Below are 16,412 nucleotides of genomic sequence, written 5' to 3'. Positions count from 1 at the left end.
GCGCCCGGCCCGAGCCTCCGCCGGCCGACCGTCGGCCGGCCCGGCCCGGGCCTCCGCCCGTCGGTCGCCGACCGACGGCCCGTCAGCCCGCCGTCCCCGCGACGCGCAGGGCCTCCGTCCGGTCCGGTATGCCCTCCAGGCGGAGGGTCAGGGCCCCCGCGCTCCTGGTCCACAGGAGCGTGGGGCCCGCCGGACGCACCGCGTGGGTCCAGACCGAGCCGTCCCCCGCCTCCAGCGGGAACGTCAGCCGGTGCGGGCCGACGAACCAGTACCCGTGCGTCCCGTCCGGCAGCGTCACCGCCTCCGGCTGCACCGGCACCTGCTTGACGAAACCCAGCTCCAGCCGCGCCGGGAACTCGTCCAGCCGGACCGTCCGCTCCCCGTCCCGCCAGCACAGGCTGATCACCGCCCAGCCCCGCTCCGCCGCCCCCGTCACCGCGACCGCGTCCGGCGCTCCGAGGGCCCCCGGTATCAGCGGCGCGAAGCCCGCCCGGCGCCCGGCCTCCGCCAGGGACACCGGGCCGGGGCACCCCGGCACCGCCCCGCCCGACGGGGCCCGGCCGCCCTCCGGGTCGTACCGCACGGAGACCCCGCCGAAGCCGAACCAGTCCGCCACCGCCGCCCGCACGGGAGGCGTGAGCACCAGCACGATCAGCACCCCGGTCAGGCCCGCCACGAGCGCCCGCCACCGCTCCCGCACCCGGGCCACCGCCCACGCGCCCGCGCGCGCCCACCACCGGCCCGGGCCCGGCGCGGCCGTCGGGACCGGCACCGGCACCCGCTCGGCGAGGAGCTGCGCGAGCACCCGCTCGGCCATCGTCTCGCCGTCCACGTCCGGCACCCGCAACCGCCGCCCCAGCTCACGCAGCTCGTCCGGCAGACGCTCCTCACCCACGCTCCTCACCTCCCTCCGCCACCAGCACCATCCCCAGCTTCTTCAGCGCCCGGCTCAGCCGGGACTTCACCGTCCCCCTCGGCCAGCCCAGCGCCAGAGCCGTCTCCGTCTCGTCCAGCTCCAGGAGATACCGGTGGATCACCACCTGCCGGTGGTCCTCGGCGAGACCGTCCAGCGCCTCCCACAGCCGCCGGCTCCGCTCCCGCTCCTCGGCCGCGACCGCCGGGTCCGCCGACTCCGGTATCCGCGGCTCGCCGCCGAGCAGATCCGCCTCCCGGCCCGCGACGGCACGCTGCCGACCCGCCGACCGCACTGTGTTCCTGGTCTCATTGACGACGATCCGCAGCAGCCACGGACGGAACGCCCCGCCCTCCTTGAAACGCCCCAGCGACCGGTACGCCTTGAAGAAGGCCTGTTGCACCACGTCCTCGGCCTCCGCGCCCGCGCCGCACGCCACGGCCGCCCTCAGCGCCACCGCCGTGTGCGCGCGGACCAGCGCCGCGTACGCCTCCGGCTCTCCGGCGCGCACACGGGCGATCACCGCGGCCTCGTCGTCGACCAGGCCCCCCTCCCGCGTCCCCACACTCTTGATACACCGGCAGTCGGGGATCGGTTCCCACACCTGAGAGAATGATGTGCATGGCCTCTGACAGTCCCCGTGTGCTCTCCGGAATCCAGCCCACCGCAGGCTCGTTCCACCTCGGCAACTACCTCGGCGCCGTCCGCCAGTGGGTCGCCCTGCAGGAGACCCACGACGCGTTCTACATGGTCGTCGACCTGCACGCGATCACGGTCCCGCAGGACCCCGCCGAGCTGCGCGCCAACACCCGGCTCGCCGCCGCCCAGCTGCTCGCCGCCGGTCTCGACCCGGAGCGCTGCACCCTCTTCATCCAGAGCCACGTCCCCGAGCACGCACAGCTCGGCTGGGTCATGAACTGCCTCACCGGCTTCGGCGAGGCCTCCCGCATGACCCAGTTCAAGGACAAGTCCGCCAAGCAGGGCGCCGACCGCGCCACCGTCGGCCTCTTCACGTACCCGATCCTCCAGGTCGCGGACATCCTGCTCTACCAGGCCAACGAGGTCCCGGTCGGCGAGGACCAGCGCCAGCACATCGAGCTGACCCGCGACCTCGCGGAGCGTTTCAACGGCCGCTTCGGCGAGACGTTCACGATCCCGAAGCCGTACATCCTCAAGGAGACGGCGAAGATCTTCGACCTCCAGGACCCGACGATCAAGATGAGCAAGTCGGCGTCCTCGCCGAAGGGCCTGATCAACCTCCTGGACGACCCGAAGGCCACCGCGAAGAAGGTCAAGAGCGCCGTCACCGACACCGACACGGTGATCCGCTTCGACCCGGAGAACAAGGCCGGCGTCTCCAACCTGCTCACCATCATGTCCACGCTCACCTCCACGTCCGTCGCGGACCTGGAGAAGAGCTACGAGGGCAAGATGTACGGCGCGCTGAAGACGGATCTCGCCGAGGTCATGGTGGACTTCGTCACGCCGTTCCGGGCCCGCACGCAGGAATACCTGGACGACCCGGAGACGCTGGACTCGGTCCTGGCCAAGGGAGCGGAGAAGGCCCGCGCGGTCGCCGCGGAGACGCTGGCGCAGACGTACGAGCGGATGGGCTTCCTGCCCGCCAAGCACTGAGTCCAAGGACCCTGGCCACGAGGGTGGTGCAGGCCGCACACTGGCGGCTGCACCACCACACACGACTCGACGACGGACGACGGAGGAGAACGACGTGGGGACCGTAACGCTCGGCGTTTCGATCGCGGTCCCGGAGCCCTACGGCAGCCTGCTCCAGGAGCGGCGCGCCGGCTTCGGGGACCCTGCCGCGTACGGCATCCCCACGCACGTCACCCTGGTCCCGCCGACGGAGGTCGCGGAGGAGCGGCTGCCGGAGATCGAGGCGCACCTCGCGGGTGTCGCCGCCGACCACCAGCCGTTCCCCGTGCGCCTCAAGGGCACCGGGACCTTCCGCCCGCTCTCCCCGGTCGTCTTCGTGAAGGTGAAGGAGGGCGTGTCCCTCTGCAACCGGCTCCAGCACCGGATCCGGGACGAGGCGGGCCCCCTCGTGCGCGAGCTCCAGTTCCCGTACCACCCGCACGTCACCGTGGCGCACGGCATCTCCGAGGAGGGGATGGACCGGGCGTTCCGGGAGCTCGCCGGGTACGAGGCGGCCTGGACCTGCCGTTCCTTCGCGCTGTACGAGCAGGGCCCGGACGGGGTCTGGCGGAAGCTGTACGACTACGAGTTCGGCAGCGGCCGCCCGATCTCGGCGGTCCCCGCGCAGGGCGGCAGCCCGGTGGACACGCCGACGCCCACGGTCTAGCGCCGCAGGCCGACATGGCGGTACGCCGGTACGCCGGCAGGCCGGTACGTCACACCGGAAGGCGGCGGAACAGCGGCCTCGGCACGTGCCGCACCGCCGCCATCACCATCCGCAGCGCCCCCGGCACCCACACCGTCTCCGAGCGCCGCCGCAGCCCCAGCTCGATCGCGGCCGCGACCGCCTCCGGGGTCGTCGCGAGCGGCGCCTCCGCGAGCCCGGCCGTCATCCTCGAGCGCACGAACCCGGGCCGTACGACCATGACGTGCACGCCCGTGCCGTGCAGCGCGTCCCCGAGGCCCTGGGCGAAGGCGTCGAGCCCCGCCTTCGACGAGCCGTAGATGAAGTCGGCGCGGCGGGCCCGCTCGCCCGCGACCGAGGAGAGCACCACCAGCGAACCGTGGCCCTGCGCCTGGAGCGCGCCCGCGCACACCAGACCGGCCGAGACGGCGCCGGTGTAGTTGGTCTGCGCGACCCGGACGGCGGCGACCGGGTCGGACTCGTCACGCGCCTGGTCGCCGAGGACCCCGAAGGCCAGCAGCACCATGTCGATGTCGCCCTCGGTGAAGATCTTCCCCAGGCGCTCCTCGTGCGACGCGGTGTCGAGCGCGTCGAAGGGCACGGTGCGCACGTCGGCCCCGAGGGCGCGCAGCGAGTCGGCGGCGGCCGTGAGCGCGGGGGAGGGGCGGCCGGCCAGCCAGACCGTGCGGGTGCGGCGGGCGATCAGCCGGCGGGCGGTGGCGAGCCCGATCTCGGAGGTGCCGCCGAGGACGAGCAGGGACTGCGGGGCACCGAAGGCGTCCTTCACGGGAACTCCTGGAGATCTAGAGACGGAGACGGCGGGCCAGGTCCGAGGTGAGGACGGACCGGGGGTCGAGCGTGGCGCGCAGCGCCCGGAACTCGTCGAGCCGCGGGTACATCGCGGCCAGCGTCTCCGGCCGCACCCGGGAGTCCTCGGCGAGGTGGACCCGGCCGCCGGCTCCCGCGACCTCCTCGTCGAGCGCGTCGAGGAACCGGCCGAGGCCGGGGAGGCCGGTGGGGAGGTCGAGGGCGAGGGTCCAGCCGGGGAGGGGGAAGGAGAGCCAGCCGGGGTCGGCGGCGCCGAACCGTTTCAGGACGGCGGGGAAGGAGGGGCAGCCGCGGTCCGCGATCCGCCGCACGATCCGCCGGAGGGTCTCCTCCTGCCCGTACGGGACGACGAACCGGTATTGGAGGAAGCCCTCGCGCCCGTGGATCCGGTTCCAGTGGGGGACGCCGTCGAGGGGGTGGAAGAAGGCGGGCAGCGACTGGAGGCGGCCGGTCGCGGCGCGGGGGGCCGTGCGGTACCAGAGCTCGTTGAAGAGCCCGACGGACGCGCGGCCGAGCAGTCCGCCCGGGACGTGCGGCGGCGGGGCCGGCAGCCGCACCGGCCGGAAGGCGAGCGGGGCGCGGCGGGCCCGGTGGTGCCGGGGCAGCGCGTCGTACGGGGCGTGGTCGCCGCGCGTCAGGACGGAGCGGCCGGTGGCGGCGCCCCGGGCGAGCAGGTCGATCCGGGCGGCGGAGTAGCGGTGGGCGTGGTCGTCGGCGGTGAGCCGGGCCATCAGCGTGTCGAGGTCGGGGACGCGCTCGGTCTCCACGCGCATGAGGGAGGTCTCGACGGGCAGCAGCCGCAGGGCGGCGGAGAGGATCACGCCGGTCAGGCCCAGGCCGCCGGTGGTGGCGTCGAAGAGAGGGGTCCCGGGAAGCACGGTCCGGATCCCGCCGTCGGCGGTGAGGAGTTCGAGGGCGGTCACGTGCCGGCCGAAGGAGCCCGAGCCGTGGTGGTTCCTGCCGTGGATGTCGGCGGCGATCGCGCCGCCGACGGTCACGTACCGGGTGCCGGGGGTCACCGGGACGAACCAGCCGAGCGGCAGCAGCGCCTCCATCAGCCGGTGCAGGCTGACGCCCGCCTCGCAGACGACGAGCCCGGCGGTGGTGTCGAGAGCCAGGATCCGGTCGAGGCCGGTCATGTCGAGGACGGTGCCGCCGGCGTTCTGCGCGGCGTCGCCGTACGCGCGGCCGAGGCCGCGGGCGACGGCGCCGCGCGGGCCGCAGCCGAGGACGGCCTCGACGGCCTCGGCGTGCCCGCGCGGGCGCCGCACGCGCGCGAGGGCGGGGGCGGTGCGGCCCCAGCCGCTGAGTGCTTCGCAGTCGTCGTCCAGGACGTGGGTCTCGACAGCCATGAGGGTGACCGTATAGCCGTGTCTGTCGCTTATGCCGGTATTGGATGGCGGTTCGTCGATAGGGGTGATGAAAGGAGTGTCAGGAAAGAGGCCTCGCTCCCTCGGCGGCGGGCCGCGCGAGCGTCACGTCGGCCGACTGTGGCCCGGGCCGCGACGTACGGGATGTCGGTCGCGGGTCTGTGCGCTCCGGCAGGGGATTCTCGTACCGGGTTGATCCGACGGCGGAGGAGTAGACGTACGACATGGACTGGCTGACCAAACTCCCCGTGATCGGCCCCTGGGTCACCCGCCTCATGCGGACCCACGCCTGGCACGCGTACGAGACCCTCGACGAGGCCCACTGGACCAGGCTCGCCGCCGCGATCACCTTCATCTCCTTCCTCGCCCTCTTCCCGCTGATCACGGTCGCCGCCGCGGTCGGCGCCGCGCTCCTCACCGACGACCAGCTCGACCGGATCGAGGACAAGGTCGCCGACCAGGTGCCCGGGATCTCCGACCAGCTCGACATCGGCGGGCTCGTCGCCAACGCCGGCACCATCGGACTCGTCGCCGGAGCCCTTCTGCTCCTCACCGGCATCAGCTGGATCGGCTCCATGCGGGAGTGCCTGCGCGCGGTCTGGGGGCTCGACGACATCGAGGGCAACCCGATCCTGCTCAAGGGCAAGGACGCGCTGATCCTCATCGGCCTCGGCGGCGTCGCGCTCGCCTCGCTCGCCGCGTCCTGGCTCGGCTCCACCGCCGTCGGCTGGAGCGCCGACCGGCTCGGCATCTCCGGCGAGGGCGCGGGCGGCGTCCTGCTCCAGGGGGCCGCCGTCCTGGTCGGGGTCGTCGCCGACTTCCTGATCCTGCTGTACGTGCTGACGCTGCTGCCGGCCGTCGAACCGCGCCGCCGGGACCTCGTGGTGGCGGCGCTCATGGGCGCGGTCGGCTTCGAGCTGCTGAAGCTGCTGCTCGGCGGCTACATGAGGGGGGTCGCGGCGAAGTCGATGTACGGGGCCTTCGGTGTCCCGATCGCCCTGCTCCTGTGGATCAACTTCACCGCGAAGCTCCTGCTGTTCTGCGCGGCCTGGACGGCTACGGAGTCACGCCGGGGGAGGCCGGGGCCTCAGGAGAGTCCTGACGGTCCGGGGACTCCTGGGCGTCGGGAGAGCCCGGGGCCCCAGGAGCGTCCTGGCCGTCCGGGGACTGCGAACGGCGACGACGCGCCGCCGACGCGGCCAGCGGCCAGCGGCGGTTGACCAGGAAGACCGCCGCGGCCAGGAGGACGAGGACACCGCCCGCCACGGCCAGCGCGATCCCGACCCCGCCGGACTTCTCGGCGGCGGCCGCGCGGACCGGCTCCTCCGGGGCGTTCTTGCCGGGCGCCGGAGCCGTGCCGTCGTCGGGAGCGGTGGGCGTCAGACGCTCCGAGCGCGGCGGCACCAGCTCACCGACCGGCCGCACCTTCCCGGAGGCCGCGAAGCCCCAGTCGAGCAGCCGGGCGGCCTCCAGGTAGACCGCGTGCTGCTCCTTCGAGGAGGGGTTCATGACGGTGACGAGCAGGACCCTGCCGTTGCGCTCGGCGACGCCGGTGAAGGTGGCACCCGCGTGCGTGGTGTTGCCGTTCTTGACGCCGGCGATGCCCTGGTACGGGGCGACGCCGATGTCGCCCGTGAGGAGCCGGTTGGTGTTCTGGATCTCGAAGGTCTCGCGCTTCTTGCCCGGCTTGGCCTCGCCGGGGAAGGCGGCGCGGGGCGTGGCGGCGTACTCGCGGAAGTCCGCCTTCCGCATGCCGTTGCGGGCGATGAGTGTCAGGTCGTACGCGGAGGAGACCTGGCGCGGGGCGTCGTAGCCGTCCGGGGAGACCACGAAGGTGTCGAGGGCCTGGAGATCGGCCGCGTGGTCGTTCATGTCCTTGACGGTCTGGTTGAGACCGCCGTTCATGCTGGTCAGCACGTGCACGGCGTCGTTGCCGGAGCGGAGGAAGACCCCGAGCCACAGGTCGCGGACGCTGTAGGTCTGCTTCTCCTTGATGCCGACCAGGCTGGAGCCGGCCCCGATGCCCGCCAGGTCCTGGTTGGTGACCAGGTGGTTCTGTGTCTTGTTGGGGAACTTCGGCAGCAGGGTGTCCGCGAAGAGCATCTTGAGCGTGGAGGCCGGGGCGAGGCGCCAGTGCGCGTTGTGCGCGGCGAGGATCTGGCCGCTCTCCGCGTCCGCGACGACCCAGGAACGGCCCGACAGCTCCTTCGGCAGCACCGGGGCGCCGGGCATGAGCTGCACCTGAGTCCCCGGCCTGCTGAGCAGGGGGCCTCCGACCTTGGACATCACGGCGGGAGGCTTGGGCTGCTTGTCCTTCCCGTCCTTTCCGTCCGCGTGGGCCGCGGGCGCGGCGGTGACGAGCGGCAGGAGCACAGCAGCGGCGACCGCCCAAGCGGTCTTCTTCGAAGCAGACACGGTCGAGAACGTACAGGTACGCACAACCGATCCGAACCCCGGCAGGCGGTTCACCTGCCCCCGTCCACCCGGAAGCGGGGGCCGGGGGACCGACGGCGATACTGGGGTCATGAAGCTCAGCCGCCGTGTCTCCTGGTTCCTGCTCGCGTTCGGGGTGTGGTCCTGGTTCATCTGGGTCACCTTCGTCAAGAACCTCTGGAACGACGGGAGCGGCCTCGCCTTCGACGACGCCGGCGACCCGACGGCCTACTTCTGGGTTCATCTGCTGCTTGCCGTCACGTCCTTTGTCCTGGGGACGGTGATCGGCGTGATCGGGTTGCGTGGGGTGCGCGCCGCGCGCCGCGCGGACGGCTAGAAGAGGGGTTCCGGGGGCGTGGTCGTCTTTCTGCTGGTCCTGGTCGTGGTGCTCGCGCTGCTCGGCGCGGTCCACTGGTACGTGTGGCGGCGGCTGGTGCGCGACGTCACCGTGGCGGGGAGCCGGGCGCGCCGGTTCGGTACGGCCGCCGTCGTGGTCCTGCCGCTGCTCTCGCTCGCGGCGCTGGTCTCCGCGCGGGCGGGCGCGCCCTTCCCGGTCCAGCAGGCGGTCGCCTGGCCGGGCTTCCTCTGGCTGGCCGTGCTCCTGTACCTGGTCCTGGCCCTGGTGGTCGGCGAGGCCGTCCGGCCGCTCCTGCGCGCCTGGACGAGCCGCCGTGCGGCCGCCGCCCCGGCGGAGCCCGTACCCGCGGCCGTGTCCGTCCCCGCGGACGAGCCGACGGGGAACGCCGGACCTCCGGCGGAGCCCGCGAGCGCGTCGGCGACCGAACCCGCGTCGGCGACCGAACCCGAGCCCGTGACCGCGCCCGCCGCCGCCCCGTCCGGTGACGTCTCCCGGCGGCTGTTCGTGTCGCGGGTCGTCGCCGGGTCCGCGGCGGCCGTGGCCGTCGGGACCGTCGGGTACGGCACGTACGGCGTGCTGCGCGGCCCCCGGGTCAAGCGGGTCACCGTCCCGCTCGCCAAGATCCCGCGTGCCGCGCACGGCTACCGGATCGCCGTCGTGTCCGACATCCACCTCGGCCCGATCCTGGGCCGCGCCCACACCCGGCGCATCGTGGACACGATCAACGCCACCCAGCCCGACCTGATCGCGGTCGTCGGCGACCTCGTCGACGGGACCGTCGAGAACCTCGGCCCCGCCGCGGAGCCGCTCGCCCGGCTCCGCGCCCGCCACGGCTCCTTCTTCGTGACCGGGAACCACGAGTACTTCTCGGGCGCCGACGCCTGGGTCGACCACGTCCGCGAACTCGGCCTGCGCCCGCTGCGCAACGCGCGCGTGGAGATCCCGGCCGGCTTCGACCTCGCCGGCGTCGACGACGTCGCGGGGGAGAGCGAGGGCCAGGGTCCCGACTTCGCGCGGGCCCTCGGCGACCGCGACCGGGCCCGCGCCGCGGTGCTCCTCGCGCACCAGCCGATCGTCGTCCACGACGCCGTGCGCCACGGCGTGGACCTCCAGCTCTCCGGCCACACCCACGGCGGCCAGCTCTGGCCCGGCAACTACCTCGCCGAACTGGCCAACCCGACCGTCGCCGGGCTCGAGCGGTACGGGGACACCCAGCTCTACGTCTCCCGCGGTGCGGGCGCCTGGGGACCCCCGGTCCGGGTCGGGGCACCCTCGGACATCACGATCGTCGAACTCGCCTCGAAGCAGGCCTGAACGGGCATCGTCACTCCACGCCGCGAGATCGATACGGGCTGCTCATCGACTTAAATTCGCATTTCCCGGACATATACATGTGCTATGAAAGTTTTTCCTTCCGCTTGTGAAGACCGTGTGATGGGATGCAGCCATCGCGACGTTTTCCGGGGGCCGTCGCATCAGGGGTGGCACCAGAAAAAGGAAGCACGGCAATGCGGTCGACGGTCCGTCTGCGGATCCTCATCACTTGTGGAGTACTGGTCGCCGCCGGAGTGGGGGGCTGGCAACTGCTGCCCTCCGACGGCGTCCGGACCGACCCGATCACCGTCGGCACGACCGACGAAGTGACCTCACTCGACCCGGCCGGCGCCTACGACGCCGGATCATGGGCCATGTACAGCAACGTCTTCCAGTCGCTGCTGACGTTCAAGCCGGGCTTCACCACGCCGGTCCCGGACGCCGCCGAGAGCTGCAAGTTCGTGGGCACCAGGCTCACCACGTACCAGTGCACGCTCCGCGACGACCTCACCTTCGCCAACGGGCGCAAGATCACCGCCGAGGACGTCAAGTACTCCTTCGAGCGGATGCTGCGCATCAAGTCGGACGTCGGTCCGCAGCCGCTCTTCCCGACGCTGAAGAGCGTCTCGGCCGAGGGCCGCACCGTCACCTTCCACCTGAGCGGCCGTGACGCCACGTTCCCGCTGAAGGTGGCGACCGGCGCCGGCTCGATCGTGGACAAGGACCAGTACCCGGCGAACAGGCTGCGCACGGACCACGCGGTCGACGGCTCGGGGCCGTACGTCCTCAAGGAGTACAAGGAGGGCGAGTCCGCGCTCCTGGAGCCCAACCCCGCGTACAGGGGCGCCGTCACCAAGGCCGGTCACACGGTCCTCGTGAAGTACTTCGGCCAGTCCCAGGAGCTGGCCGACGCCTGGAAGGCGAAGGACGTCGAGGTGACGCACCGGCAGCTCCCGCCGAACTTCCTCTCGACCCTGGACACCAAGGACGGGACCCGGGTCACCGAGGCGGAGAGCGCCGAGATCCGCAACCTCAACTTCAACGTCCGGCCCGGCTCGCCCATGGCCGACAAGGCCGTACGGCAGGCCGTCGCCGCCGTCCTCGACCGCCCCGCGATCACCGAGGACGCCTACAAGGGCACGGTCGAGCCGCTCTACTCCCTCATCCCGCAGGGCTTCGTCGGCCACAGCACCGCCTTCTTCGACGTCTACCCGGAGCCGAGCAGGAAGAAGGCCAAGGCCCTCCTGAAGGAGGCCGGGGTCGAGACGCCGGTGAAGTTCACCTACGGCTTCCGCAAGGACACCACCTACGCCGCCGAGGCCGCCGAGATCAAGCGGCAGCTGGAGGAGACCGGCCTCTTCGAGGTCAAGGTCGTCGAGGCCGACTGGCAGAACTTCCAGAAGGGGTACGCGAAGGGCAGCTACGACGCCTACCCCGTCGGCTGGCTCCCCGACTTCCCCGACTCCGACAGCTTCACCGCTCCGCTCGTCGGCACCGAGAACACCCTGCACAACGGCTTCTCCAGCAAGCGGATCGACAGCCTGATCGCCTCGACGCAGCAGTTCAGCGACCGGGCCCGCGCCACGAAGGACTTCAAGGACATCCAGAGCGAGGTCGCCGAGGACGTCCCGCTCGTCCCGCTGTGGCAGAAGAAGGACTACGTCCTCTCCACCGAGGCGGTCGCCGGCTCCCAGTACCTGACGGACGGCACGGGCATCTGGCGGCTGTGGGAGCTCAGCTGGATCTAGGGAATCCCTGGATCGGGAATCCCCTGGATCCAGGGACACCCCCTGCTTCCCCTAGGGCTTCGGGCTCGCCTTCTTCTTCGGCTTGCCCGAGGCCGCCATCCCGGCCGCCGTCGGCATGAAGTCGGAGAGCAGCTCGTGCGTCTCCTTGACCAGCGGGCGCAGGATCCGGAAGCGGGAGAGCGAGATCGCGCGGGCGGTGACCGGCGCGAGGCGCTCCACCAGGCGGCGGCTGTTCTCCGCGCCCTCCGAGCGGTCGTACACCCAGAACAGCACCAGGCCCATCTGCTGGAGCCACAGCAACTGCGGGAGTGCTTCCTTCAGTTCCGGGTCGACCTTGACCGAGGCGCCGGAGATGACCCGCCGGTGCACCTCGATCGCGGCCTCGCGCGGACCCTCCGACTCGGGGGAGAAGGGGCTGAGCGGGCTGTCCGGGTCGGCGGCGTTCTTGAAGAACTGGGCCGCGAACTCGTGGTACGGCTCCGCGATGTCGAGCCAGCCGAGGTAGACCCCGCGGATCCGGGCGGTCAGGTCCTTCTCGGGGCCGGTCAGGATGGGCTCGACGGCTGCCTGGTGCTCCTCGGCGATCCGGTCGTAGAAGCCCTGGACGAGGTGCTCCTTGGAGGAGAAGTAGTAGTAGGCGTTCCCGACGGAGACCCCGGCCTCCTGGGCGATGGCCCGCATCGTCGTCTTGTCGTAACCGCGCTCCTTGAACAGCCGGAGCGCGGTCTCGAGGATGAGCGTGCGGGTCTGCTCGCTCTTGGGGGCCTTCTTCTCTTCCGTCACGGAGCCGAGCCTAACCGGGCGGACCGGGCACTCCGCAGTGCCCGTCCCCGCAGTGCCCGTCCTCCTGCCCCGGCCCCTTCAGGGCCTCGCGCCACTTCGCGGCGGCGAGGACGGTGATCCGGGCGAAGGGCTGTCCGGCCGGGGTGGCCAGCCAGTGGGCCTTGGCCCGGTGGTCGGCCAGGGCCCAGAGGCAGACGATCCAGGCGGAGGTCTCCCGGTAGACCTGGCCCCGGTCCCCGACCACGGTGATCTCCCGCAGGGTGGCGGTGTGGTCGAGGGCCGGGAAGAGGCGCCGTGCCTGCTGCGATCCCGCCGGTACGAGGTCGAGCGGGACGAGCTGCCGCTGGCGCAGCAGCCAGTGCCTGAGGTGCACGCAGAGCGGGCAGTCGGCGTCGTAGAGCACGGTCAGACGTCCCACGGGGGTCGTGGGGTGCGCCGGGGCCGTCACCGCGGTCAGCCCTGGGGGGCGGGCGGGGCCCAGGGGCCGGCCTTGGGGGCGGCGGTCCAGCCCTGCGGGCCGACGGGCGGCACCTGCTCGCGTTCCATGACACCGCGGCGGCGGATCCTGTTGAGCACGTACACGTTGCCGAGGTGCATGACACCGAGGACGAGCAGGACCACTCCGAGCTTGACGGAGAGGGCCTCGAAGAGCGCCCGGGCGTCGACGACGGCGGCGTCCTGGCTCAGGTAGAGGGCGACGAAGCCGAAGTTGACGAGGTAGAAGCCGACCACCAGGAGGTGGTTGACGGCGTCCGCGAGCTTCTCGTTCCCGTGCAGCACGTCGGAGAGGAAGATCCTTCCGTTGCGGCTGAGGGTGCGGGCGACCCAGACGGTGAGGGCCACGCTGATCAGCAGGTAGACGATGTACGCGACGACAGTGAGGTCCATGCCCCACCCTCCCTTGAACGCGTTCAAAAGCTGGCAGACATGACTGTAGACCTCCTCTTGAACGTGTTCAAGTCGCTGGGGAAAGAGGTGGCCCGGCCGTGCCCCGCCGTCTAGGGTCGGGCGGGTGACGCTCTCTCATGACCTGGCCGGCGCCGGCCCCTCGACCGTCGTCCTGCTGCACTCCGGGGTCTGCGACCGCCGCATGTGGGACGGACAGTTCCACGCGCTGGCCGGGGCGGGACACCGTGTCGTCCGCTGCGACCTCCGCGGTTTCGGCGACAGCCCCGTCGACGCCCCCCACACCCACGCCGAGGACGTCCGCGAGCTCCTCGACCGCCTCGGAGTCGAGCGGGCCGCCGTCGTCGGCTCCTCCTTCGGCGGCCGGGTCGCCCTCGAACTCGCCGCCCGCCACCCCGGACGCGTCTCCGCCCTCGCCCTGCTGGGATCCGCCCTCCCCGGCATGGCGCCCAGCGAGGAGCTGCGTGCCTGGGGAGCCCGCGAGGACGCGCTCATCGAGGCGGGCGACCTCGACGCCGCCGTCGAGCTCAACGTCGACACCTGGCTCGGCCCCGAGGCCTCGGATGCCGCCCGCGCCTACGTCCGGGAGGCGCAGCGGCGCGCCTTCGACCTCCAGCTCGCCGCCCCCGAGGAGAACCACCCCGTCGCTCCGGAGGTCACCCGCGACGACCTCGCCGCGATCCGGGCCCCCGCCCTCGTCGCCGTCGGCGCCCATGACCTGCCCGACTTCCGGGCGATCGCCGACGAGCTCGGCAACCTCCTGCCGGCCGCCCGCCGCGTCGACCTCGACTGGGCCGGCCACCTCCCCGCCCTGGAACGCCCGGACGAGACCGCCCGGCTGCTCCTCTCCTTCCTGGCGCAAGCCGTGGACGGGAGCCTCAGCCCCGGCGTATCTGCGCGGTGATCGTCGGATCGGTGATCCGGTCGTCGGCGGCGAGCAGCAGCGCCTTCGACAGGATCACCGAAAGCAGCCCGCCGTCCTCCTCGAACGGCAGGAACACCTTCCCCCGGTCGCGCGCGCGGTCGGCCACCACGCACAGATAGGAGTCGTCCGGCTCCATCAGCACGTTCCCCGAGCCCAGATGGATCCGGTACGCGCGCAGCTCGCCGCGCACCCGCAGGAACCGGTCGGTCAGCTCCACCCGGTCCGCGATCCGGGTCCGGGGCAGCAGCCGGGCCAGCGTCTCGCGCCGGATCAGCGCCGGCTCGGTCAGCTCACCGAACGACCAGCTCTCCCAGTACCCGTCGTACGCCCGATCCTCCCCGCGGTCCCGCCAGTGCGGGTCGGCCCCGATCGACGCCACCCCCACGAACAGGTCGACGTCCCGCAGCGCCTCCGAGAGCACCAGCGCCGGTACGTCGGCCAGCGCGGCGGCCTCCCACGCGCCCCGCGCCCCGGCCGAAGCGCCCGGCGCCCCCGCCGTGTTCGCCCGGCGCTCGAAGCGCACCTGGTCCGTGGAGCAGAGCCGGGCCACCCCGTCCGAGTACGCCCCCTCGTCGACCAGTTCCACGAAGAACCGGGCCCGCCAGCGCGTCCCCTCGCCGGCCGGGAGCTCGCCCGGCACCGGCAGCTCCTTCACCAGCTCGGAGGACCAGCCGTCCGAGAAGTACCCCAGGTGGTTCCCCGCCCAGCCGCGCTCGGCCATCAGCGCCCGCGCCTGCCCGTACCGCAGGACGTGTCCCGCGAAGCGGTTGGAGTACGCGCCGGTCGCCAGCTCCGCCGGAGTCAGCGGGTACACCTCGCGGAAGACCTGCTTGAACGGCTGGCGCTCCTCCCGCTCCGCCATCGCCGCCCGCCACTCGGCGACCTCCTCGCCCCCGGCCCGCAGCGGATGCCACAGCCGCAGCCGGGCGTCCGGGCCGACCGGACGCGCCGTCCCGTCCTCGCCCGCCAGGGCCCAGCCGCCGCCGGTGCGCTCCGGCAGGCCCGCGGTCCACCGCTCGCCGTCGTCCTCCGCGACCTCCCAGAGCAGGGCGCGGGCCACCGCCCCGGTCACCGGGTGGTCCACGTAGTACCGCTGCCAGTCCTCCGCCGGCCAGACCGTGCCCGCCGCGAGATGCTCCTCGACGCGGGACCGCTCGGCGGCGACGAGGGCCTTGAGCTCCCTGAGCCCGGCCCTGACCCCCTTCAGCTCCTCCGCGCGGGTCTCCCGCACCTCCTTCGGCGCCGTCTTCAGGAGCCTCCCCTCCGGGCCCCTGAAGGACAGCGCGACCGTGCCCGGCTCCCGAACCGCGAGCTCCGCCGTGTACGCCCCGAGCGGTACCTCCCGGATCCCGCGCCCGTCCAGACCGAGCGTCGCCACGCCGCGCTCGCGGAGCATCGACGGGGTGAGCCCGGCGCGGGCGGCGACCGCCTCCAGGGCCTTGGCGATGCCCTTGATCACCGTCCGGTTCCGCACCTTCTTCGGCAGCCGCCCCAGCCACTGCACGGCCTCCCCGCCCCGGGCGCCCCCGCACTCCCCGAGCACGGCGACGGCGGTCGTGGCCAGTGTCTGGCTGCGGCAGAACCCGCCGGAACCGCCGAGCCCGGTCCCCGCGTTCAGCGCGACGGCCCCGACGAGCGGCACGACCCAGTCGGCGTCGACGTCGAGCGCGGCCCACAGCAGACCGCGGACGAGGCTGGTGTTGGCGGCGTCGGCGAGTGTCGGTGCCCCCATCCCGTGCGGATCAGGGTCGTCGACCCGGTGCTCGGGCTGCGCGGCGATCCCCTCCAGAAGGCGCCGCACCACCTCCGCCCCGGCCTCGGCCCGCGCGAGTCGTGCGGCCGACTCGCTGCGCCATGCCTTGGACGCCCGAGGCCGGTCCATCAGGGCGCAGTGCGCGAGGAGTTCCGTCACCCCGGTGCCGGACAGCAGGTCCGCGTGCGCTGTGCGCATCGCCGGACCGTAGTCGTCGTTCCCGTCCAGGATGTGACGGCGCAGCAGGCCCTCGTCGGCGGGGGACTCGCGGCGCAGCAGGACGTCCATCCGGTCCCGGAGCAGACTGAACTCGTCCTGTCGGTAGATCCGCAGAGACTCGGCCATGTCGCGCAGGACCCGCAGGCGAGGGCGGTCGCAGTCCCCCGCCTCGTCCGCGGCCGCCACCGCGATCGGCACCAGCGCGAGGAACGACTGCCGCAGTTCGTGCGGGGCGACCGCCGCGTCCTTCCCGAGGAGCCGGGCGAGCAGCAGGTCCGCCTCGGCGACCGACCAGACCAACTCCTGTCTGGCCAGGGCGGCGAGCGCAGGCTTCGCCACCTCTTCGTCCGACCGCCGGCACACCCGTCGGTGGAGTGCGAGCGCCGCCTTCCGGCGCCCCGCCACGTCCAGGGAGTCGAGGAACTCCCCGAGCGCACCCGCGTTTCCGGCTCGCGCGCACGCGACCGCCTCGTCCAGCCCGCTCCCCGGGCCCGTGTTCCCCACCATGTCCAGGACGGTAGCGA

At 72.8% G+C, this 16,412-nt stretch carries 15 protein-coding genes and 1 pseudogene; 7 read left to right on the top strand and 9 right to left on the bottom strand.

Features of this window, described 5'->3' with window-relative positions:
• Positions 1 to 82: 82 nt before the first annotated feature.
• On the bottom strand, positions 83 to 895 hold the full coding sequence (locus IE237_RS03515; RefSeq protein WP_189800292.1) for a hypothetical protein: 813 nt from the start codon (positions 893 to 895) through the stop codon (positions 83 to 85).
• A complete protein-coding gene (locus IE237_RS03510) occupies positions 888 to 1,478 on the bottom strand; it encodes an RNA polymerase sigma factor (RefSeq protein WP_189800291.1) in 591 nt (196 codons plus the stop codon). Before IE237_RS03510 ends, IE237_RS03515 begins: the two co-directional genes overlap by 8 nt.
• Positions 1,479 to 1,534: 56 nt before the next feature.
• Here IE237_RS03510 and trpS point away from each other — a divergent pair, with 56 nt between their 5' ends.
• Both trpS and IE237_RS03500 read left to right on the top strand, forming a co-directional pair.
• Positions 1,535 to 2,548, top strand: coding sequence for a tryptophan--tRNA ligase (gene trpS / locus IE237_RS03505; RefSeq protein WP_189800290.1), 1,014 nt, complete (start codon positions 1,535 to 1,537; stop codon positions 2,546 to 2,548).
• Positions 2,549 to 2,642: 94 nt separating this feature from the next.
• Entirely contained in the window at positions 2,643 to 3,233 is a 591-nt protein-coding gene (locus IE237_RS03500) for a 2'-5' RNA ligase family protein (protein WP_189800289.1), read from the top strand.
• Between the two features lie 49 nt (positions 3,234 to 3,282).
• On the opposite strand, the gene dprE2 is transcribed toward IE237_RS03500, so the two are convergent.
• Both dprE2 and dprE1 read right to left on the bottom strand, forming a co-directional pair.
• Positions 3,283 to 4,038 carry a decaprenylphospho-beta-D-erythro-pentofuranosid-2-ulose 2-reductase gene (gene dprE2, locus IE237_RS03495; protein ID WP_189800288.1) on the bottom strand — a complete coding sequence of 252 codons (756 nt, stop codon included), beginning with the start codon at positions 4,036 to 4,038 and terminating at the stop codon, positions 3,283 to 3,285.
• Positions 4,039 to 4,054: 16 nt separating this feature from the next.
• Positions 4,055 to 5,431, bottom strand: a complete 1,377-nt coding sequence (gene dprE1, locus IE237_RS03490; protein WP_189800287.1) for a decaprenylphosphoryl-beta-D-ribose oxidase — start codon at positions 5,429 to 5,431, stop codon at positions 4,055 to 4,057.
• 242 nt (positions 5,432 to 5,673) lie between these two features.
• Between dprE1 and IE237_RS03485 the strand changes: the two genes are divergently transcribed.
• Positions 5,674 to 6,669, top strand: a complete 996-nt coding sequence (locus IE237_RS03485; RefSeq protein WP_189800286.1) for a YihY/virulence factor BrkB family protein — start codon at positions 5,674 to 5,676, stop codon at positions 6,667 to 6,669.
• A gap of 292 nt (positions 6,670 to 6,961) precedes the next feature.
• Here the strand turns inward: IE237_RS03485 and IE237_RS41475 are convergent.
• Positions 6,962 to 7,681: pseudogene (locus tag IE237_RS41475) on the bottom strand (D-alanyl-D-alanine carboxypeptidase family protein); the annotation flags it as partial.
• Between the two features lie 292 nt (positions 7,682 to 7,973).
• Between IE237_RS41475 and IE237_RS03475 the strand changes: the two are divergent.
• The 3 genes from IE237_RS03475 (at position 7,974) to IE237_RS03465 (ending at position 11,302) form a co-directional block, all read left to right on the top strand.
• Complete coding sequence (locus tag IE237_RS03475) at positions 7,974 to 8,219, top strand: SCO4848 family membrane protein (RefSeq protein ID WP_189800285.1); 246 nt, start codon at positions 7,974 to 7,976, stop codon at positions 8,217 to 8,219.
• Positions 8,220 to 8,237: 18 nt separating this feature from the next.
• Positions 8,238 to 9,554, top strand: coding sequence for a metallophosphoesterase (locus IE237_RS03470; RefSeq protein ID WP_189800284.1), 1,317 nt, complete (start codon positions 8,238 to 8,240; stop codon positions 9,552 to 9,554).
• Positions 9,555 to 9,748: 194 nt separating this feature from the next.
• Positions 9,749 to 11,302, top strand: a complete 1,554-nt coding sequence (locus IE237_RS03465; RefSeq protein ID WP_189800283.1) for an ABC transporter substrate-binding protein — start codon at positions 9,749 to 9,751, stop codon at positions 11,300 to 11,302.
• A 51-nt stretch (positions 11,303 to 11,353) separates the two neighbouring features.
• On the opposite strand, the gene IE237_RS03460 is transcribed toward IE237_RS03465, so the two are convergent.
• Genes IE237_RS03460 through IE237_RS03450 form a run of 3 tightly spaced genes read right to left on the bottom strand, consistent with a single transcriptional unit; the run spans position 11,354 to position 12,973 of the window.
• Positions 11,354 to 12,085, bottom strand: a complete 732-nt coding sequence (locus IE237_RS03460) for a TetR/AcrR family transcriptional regulator (protein ID WP_189800282.1) — start codon at positions 12,083 to 12,085, stop codon at positions 11,354 to 11,356.
• Between the two features lie 10 nt (positions 12,086 to 12,095).
• On the bottom strand, positions 12,096 to 12,503 hold the full coding sequence (locus tag IE237_RS03455) for a thiol-disulfide oxidoreductase DCC family protein (RefSeq protein ID WP_229842225.1): 408 nt from the start codon (positions 12,501 to 12,503) through the stop codon (positions 12,096 to 12,098).
• A gap of 35 nt (positions 12,504 to 12,538) precedes the next feature.
• Positions 12,539 to 12,973, bottom strand: coding sequence for a hypothetical protein (locus IE237_RS03450; RefSeq protein WP_189800281.1), 435 nt, complete (start codon positions 12,971 to 12,973; stop codon positions 12,539 to 12,541).
• 124 nt (positions 12,974 to 13,097) lie between these two features.
• Here IE237_RS03450 and IE237_RS03445 point away from each other — a divergent pair, with 124 nt between their 5' ends.
• Positions 13,098 to 13,895, top strand: coding sequence for an alpha/beta fold hydrolase (locus IE237_RS03445; RefSeq protein WP_189800280.1), 798 nt, complete (start codon positions 13,098 to 13,100; stop codon positions 13,893 to 13,895).
• Here IE237_RS03445 and IE237_RS03440 read toward each other — a convergent pair.
• Positions 13,870 to 16,395 carry a DUF4132 domain-containing protein gene (locus IE237_RS03440; RefSeq protein WP_189800279.1) on the bottom strand — a complete coding sequence of 842 codons (2,526 nt, stop codon included), beginning with the start codon at positions 16,393 to 16,395 and terminating at the stop codon, positions 13,870 to 13,872. The two genes, IE237_RS03445 and IE237_RS03440, sit on opposite strands and share 26 nt — an antisense overlap.
• Between the last annotated feature and the right edge of the window lie 17 nt (positions 16,396 to 16,412).

Origin of the sequence: Streptomyces tanashiensis (assembly GCF_014648895.1) — a bacterium.
In the GTDB taxonomy this organism is placed as follows: Bacteria; Actinomycetota; Actinomycetes; order Streptomycetales; family Streptomycetaceae; genus Streptomyces; species Streptomyces tanashiensis.
The sequence above is the reverse complement of the archived record's forward strand: the minus strand, read 5'-3'. Positions and strand labels throughout refer to the sequence as shown.